The following is a 4,796-nucleotide window of genomic DNA, read 5'->3' on the forward strand; positions in this document are numbered from 1 at the left end:
GGCCTGTTGTCCGTTGGTCAAATTGAGTGCGGAGTATCCGGACAATTCCCTCAACCGAAATTGTGAAATAGCCTGCTTTTCCGGAGTCATAAGTCTGTCGCCACTGACGGTATCCACTCTCAAAACCATCTGGAACAGACCCCGTGCCCTCAAGCTCAACGACACTCGCCCGCAGCGCATCGGCAGCAACGGGCAAATGAGCCACAGTCTGCATCTCCTTTTCATTGGTCGGTATCGGCACGTCGGTGACGGAGATCGAAACGATCGGCTGGCCTTTTCCCGCAAAAGTGTCAGCCGCACCTACAATTACTCGCGAGGAAGCGGGCGCTGCTCCGTGATAAGTCCAAATCTGGCCCGGTGTAAATGGTGCGGTCTGAGCCATGGCTGCCTGACAGATCGACAAACAGAGTACCGGGATGCTCCACAGAAATGTCCGGCACGCCGCTTCCATGAGGTCAGCGCTACCCCAGCACCACGTTGGCGGCGGATTCGGGCAAATCTTCGCCGAAGGCGCGCTGGTAGAATTCGGCGACCACCGATCGCTCCAGCTCGTCGCACTTGTTGAGAAAGGTGAGCCGGAACGCCATGCCGATATCGCCGAAGATCTCGGCGTTTTCTGCCCAGGTGATGACGGTACGCGGGCTCATCACGGTCGAAAGGTCGCCGTTGATGAAGGCCGAGCGCGTCATGTCGGCGACCCGCACCATCTTGTTGACGATATCCTTGCCCTTGCTGTCGCGATAGTGCTTGGCCTTGGCCAGCACGATGTTCACCTCATTGTCGTGCGGCAAATAGTTCAGCGTGGTGACGATCGACCAGCGGTCCATCTGCGCCTGGTTGATCTGCTGCGTGCCGTGATAGAGGCCGGTGGTGTCGCCCAGGCCGACCGTGTTGGCGGTGGCGAACAGCCGGAAGGCCGGATGCGGGCGGATGACCCGGCTCTGGTCGAGCAGCGTCAGGCGGCCCGAAGATTCCAGCACGCGCTGGATGACGAACATCACGTCCGGACGGCCGGCGTCGTACTCGTCGAAGCAGAGCGCGACATTGTGCTGATAGGCCCAGGGCAGGATGCCGTCGCGGAATTCGGTGACCTGCAGCCCGTCCTTGACGACGATGGCGTCCTTGCCGACGAGGTCGATACGGCTGACATGACTGTCGAGGTTGACGCGCACGCAGGGCCAGTTGAGGCGCGCGGCGACCTGCTCGATATGGGTCGACTTGCCGGTGCCGTGATAGCCAGACACCATGACCCGGCGGTTGTAGGCAAATCCGGCGAGGATCGCCATCGTCGTGTTCTTGTCGAACAAATAGTCGGGATCGACGTCCGGAACGTGCTCCGAAGAAACCGAATAGGCCGGCACCACCATCTTGGAATCGAAGCCGAATTTGTCCTTCACCGACACTGTCGTGTCGGGCAGGTTGGCGATGTCGCGGTCGACCTTGTTCATCTCTATCCACGTCTCCACGGGCGAAATGGCTGATTTCGCCGGCAATCGATTTTGTCCGGGGGCGGTCTTAGAGCCTTTTCCAACCTTGTGAAAGTTGGAAAACGACACGAACCGTAGGGCCGCTCAGCACAATCCTGCCTGCTTGAGCACGCGATAGGCCTGGAGCACATCGCGGAACCGGTCTTCCGAACCCCTGTCGCCGCCATTCGCATCCGGATGGTGACGCTTAACCAGTTCCTTATAGCGCGCCTTGATATCCTTGCCAGTCGCCTTTGTATCAAGGCCAAGAGTTTCCAGTGCCTTGGCCTCAAGGGGCTTGGCCTTGCGCTCGCGCGCCTCGCGCGGATCCTTGGGCCCGTTGAATAGGTTGAAGGGGTCGCGCATGCGGTTGTAGTAGCCGGCGCGGCCGGAGCGCTGCTGGGCGAAATCGGGCGCCGAGCGCATCCCGCCGCCATTGGCTCCCATGCGCCAGGTCGGCCGGTGTCCGGTCAGTGCCTCTTTCTGGAAGCGGGCGACCTCGGTGTCCGGCACGCCCGAGAAGTAGTTGAAGCCCTTGTTGTACTCGCGCACATGCTCGAAGCAGAAGCGGAAATACTCGCCCTCCTTCAGCCGCCCGACCGGCGCGCGATGGGTGCCGGCCTCCTTGCAGCCGTCCCACTGGCAGATCGGTGCGCGCGACTTCAGCTCCGCGTCCTTTTCCGGCCGGATGCGGATTTTCTCGAAATATTTGGGATACGGCTTCATCTCACCCATTTATGGGCTGTTCGCACGTGCGAAACAAGAATTGACATTTCCGCGATGATCGCCCTAACCGCTGAATCGCGGCTTAAAAGCGGTCTGAAATTGAGATTTTGCAGCTGTGCCGTAGATAGGTTGCGGCTATGCCGTCAACAATTTGCGGCTATGCCGTCATGTGGTGAAGGGAAGCTCCAATGTCCATACAGTCGACGATGGAAGACAAGCTGAAGGCGGCATTCTCGCCGGAGCGGCTGGTCATCATCAACGAGAGCCACCTTCACGCGGGCCATCATCATTCCGGCTCCGACCATCACGGCGCCTTCGACGGCACCGGCGAGACGCATTTCCGCGTTCGCATCGTCTCGCCTTCCTTTGCCGGCATGAGCCGCATCGAGCGCCACCGCGCCGTCAACGAATTGCTGGCCGACGAACTGAAGGCCGGTGTGCATGCGCTGGCGATCGAACCCGCCGCGCCGGGCGAGCAGACCCGCTGGTAAGGCTTGGCGGGTTACCGAGCTGCTCAGATCAGCGCTTCGATGAGGAACGGCCCCGTGCGAGAAAGAGCGCTGTCCAGCAAGGCATCGAACCGCTCGCATGTGTCGGCGCGCGCCGCTTCCACGCCCATGCCATTCGCCAGCGAAACCCAATCCAGCGCCGGCTGGTCGAGATCGAGCATCCGCCTTGCGTTCTCGCCGATGGCATTGACCCCTACATTGCGCATCTCGCCATGCAGGATCGCATAGGTCCGGTTGGAAAAGATGATGGTGACGACATCGAGCCTTTCCCGGGCCTGGGTCCACAACCCCTGCACCGTGTACATGCCGCTGCCATCCGCTTCCAGATTGATGACCTTGCGGCCGGGACAGGCGATCGCCGCTCCGGTCGCCATCGGAATCCCCCCGCCGATCGATCCGCCTGCGCCCATCATGTAGTCGTGCGGCGCGGCAAAGGCCGACAGGGCGAAATAGCGCCGTGCCGAGGTGACAGCCTCGTCGCAGACGATGGCATTCTCGGGCAGTTTCCGCGCCACGGAAAGCGCGATCGCATCGTCGGTCAGCCTGCCGCGTGGTGTCGGCTCATCGGGAAAGGCCGTCGCGACCGCGAGCGGCTGCGGCGATTTGATGCCGAGTTCGTCGCGAAGCGCCGCCAGCACCGCCTTCAGGTCCTCGCCATGCGCTGCGAGTGTCAGCACCTCACAGCCATCTCGCACCAGCCGTCCCGGCTTGCCGGGATAGGCGAAGAAGGCCACCGGCTCCTTCGCCCCGACAAGGATCAAGACATCGATGTCCGCCAGTAGCGTTCGCGCGGCGTCGATCGGATAGGGAATGCGGCTCGGCGCCACGCGACCACGGCCGCGCTGCATCCGGGCGACCAGGACCTCGCTGAACAGGCGAACCTCCATGGCCGCGGCGATCTGGCCGGCGATTTCGAGCGCCTCCTCGCGGGCCGCCAGCCCGCGTACGATCATGCCGACCCGTCCTGGCGCACCGCCAATGGCCTCGGCAATTTTGCGCACGGTACCCATGTCGACCGCAGGTGCCGGTGCCAGTTCGACTTTGGCCGACACCACTGGGCCGGCGCCGCCCCACGCGGCGTCGGCCGGCAGGATCAGGGTCGTGATATCGGGCGGCGTCAGCGAGGCGCGCAACGCCGCCTGCGCCGCGGGTTCGACATCGTCCGGACCGTCGATGCGGCGAACCCAGCGCGACATCGGCGCCGCCAGGCTCTCGATGTCGCTGGTGAGCGGCGCGTCGAGCGCCAGATGATAGGAGGCATGGTCACCGACGATGTTGATCATCGGAACGCGGGCGCGCCGGGCATTGTGAATGTTGGCCAATCCATTCGCCAGCCCGGGACCGGTGTGCAGGAGCGTCGCGGCCGGCCGGTCGGTCATCCTGGCGTAACCGTCGGCTGCCCCGGTCACCACGCCTTCGAACAAGCCGAGCACGCAACGCATCTCCGGCTTGCGGTCGAGCGCCGCGACGAAGTGCATTTCGGACGTGCCGGGATTGGCGAAGCAGACGTTGACGCCGTTCGCCAGCAGCACGTCACAAAGAACGTCGGCCCCATTCATCGCGTTCCCTCCGCCGTGGCGATCCTCCGCATCTGAAACCACTAGCGCTCAAGCTGCAATGTCCTGCCGCGGACTTTGACGTGATCCAGTTTGGCTAGGGAGCGCGGCCCTGCCTGCGAACGCAGCCGCATAGGTGAGGCGGGCGAGCCGGTGAAGTCAGGCGACCGCCGCCTTCAGGAACGCCATCGCCGCGCCGGTCAACGCATCGCCCTCCTCGCCGAAGCGGCGGTTGATCGCCATGTGCGTATAGGCGCTGCCGTCGAACAGCGTGACCTTTGTGCCGGCCACCCGCAGCCGATCGGTGAAGGCGCGGGCGGCGACCGCGCGGATCGGCGCTTTCGAATAGGCGACGAAGACAGGCGGATGCTTGCCGCTCCCGATATAGGTCGCTGGCGACAGCGCGCGCCATCGGGCCGGGTCGGGGAAGGCCTGCGCGTAGATCGGCCGCAGCCTGCCGCCCTGCGCCTTGGCCAGTGCCTCGATGTCGTAGGCTTTGGTATCATCGAGCACCAGCGCGGCGACGCCGGGCAATCCGC

General features: G+C 63.5%; 5 protein-coding genes and 1 pseudogene. 1 reads left to right on the plus strand and 5 read right to left on the minus strand.

What is annotated here, in order from left to right; translation table 11 throughout:
• The 3 genes from EN781_RS34900 to EN781_RS26205 form a co-directional block, all read right to left on the minus strand.
• Window positions 1-382, minus strand: a 382-nt coding sequence (locus tag EN781_RS34900; protein WP_210213502.1) for a hypothetical protein, incomplete at its 3' end; no start/stop codon positions are given.
• Between the two features lie 79 nt (window positions 383-461).
• Window positions 462-1,448 carry a cobaltochelatase subunit CobS gene (gene cobS, locus EN781_RS26200; protein ID WP_126058059.1) on the minus strand — a complete coding sequence of 329 codons (987 nt, stop codon included), beginning with the start codon at window positions 1,446-1,448 and terminating at the stop codon, window positions 462-464.
• A gap of 123 nt (window positions 1,449-1,571) precedes the next feature.
• Entirely contained in the window at window positions 1,572-2,201 is a 630-nt protein-coding gene (locus EN781_RS26205; protein ID WP_126058058.1) for a J domain-containing protein, read from the minus strand.
• Window positions 2,202-2,380: 179 nt separating this feature from the next.
• Here EN781_RS26205 and EN781_RS26210 point away from each other — a divergent pair, with 179 nt between their 5' ends.
• Complete coding sequence (locus EN781_RS26210; protein ID WP_126058057.1) at window positions 2,381-2,683, plus strand: BolA family protein; 303 nt, start codon at window positions 2,381-2,383, stop codon at window positions 2,681-2,683.
• A gap of 23 nt (window positions 2,684-2,706) precedes the next feature.
• Here the strand turns inward: EN781_RS26210 and EN781_RS26215 are convergent, their stop codons facing one another.
• Together EN781_RS26215 and EN781_RS26220 are read right to left on the minus strand one after the other, a co-directional pair.
• Window positions 2,707-4,260 carry an acetolactate synthase large subunit gene (locus tag EN781_RS26215; protein WP_126058056.1) on the minus strand — a complete coding sequence of 518 codons (1,554 nt, stop codon included), beginning with the start codon at window positions 4,258-4,260 and terminating at the stop codon, window positions 2,707-2,709.
• Between the two features lie 156 nt (window positions 4,261-4,416).
• Window positions 4,417-4,796: pseudogene (locus tag EN781_RS26220) on the minus strand (alpha/beta hydrolase); the annotation flags it as partial.

Origin of the sequence: Mesorhizobium sp. M4A.F.Ca.ET.090.04.2.1, assembly GCF_003999085.1 — a bacterium.
In the GTDB taxonomy this organism is placed as follows: Bacteria; Pseudomonadota; Alphaproteobacteria; order Rhizobiales; family Rhizobiaceae; genus Mesorhizobium.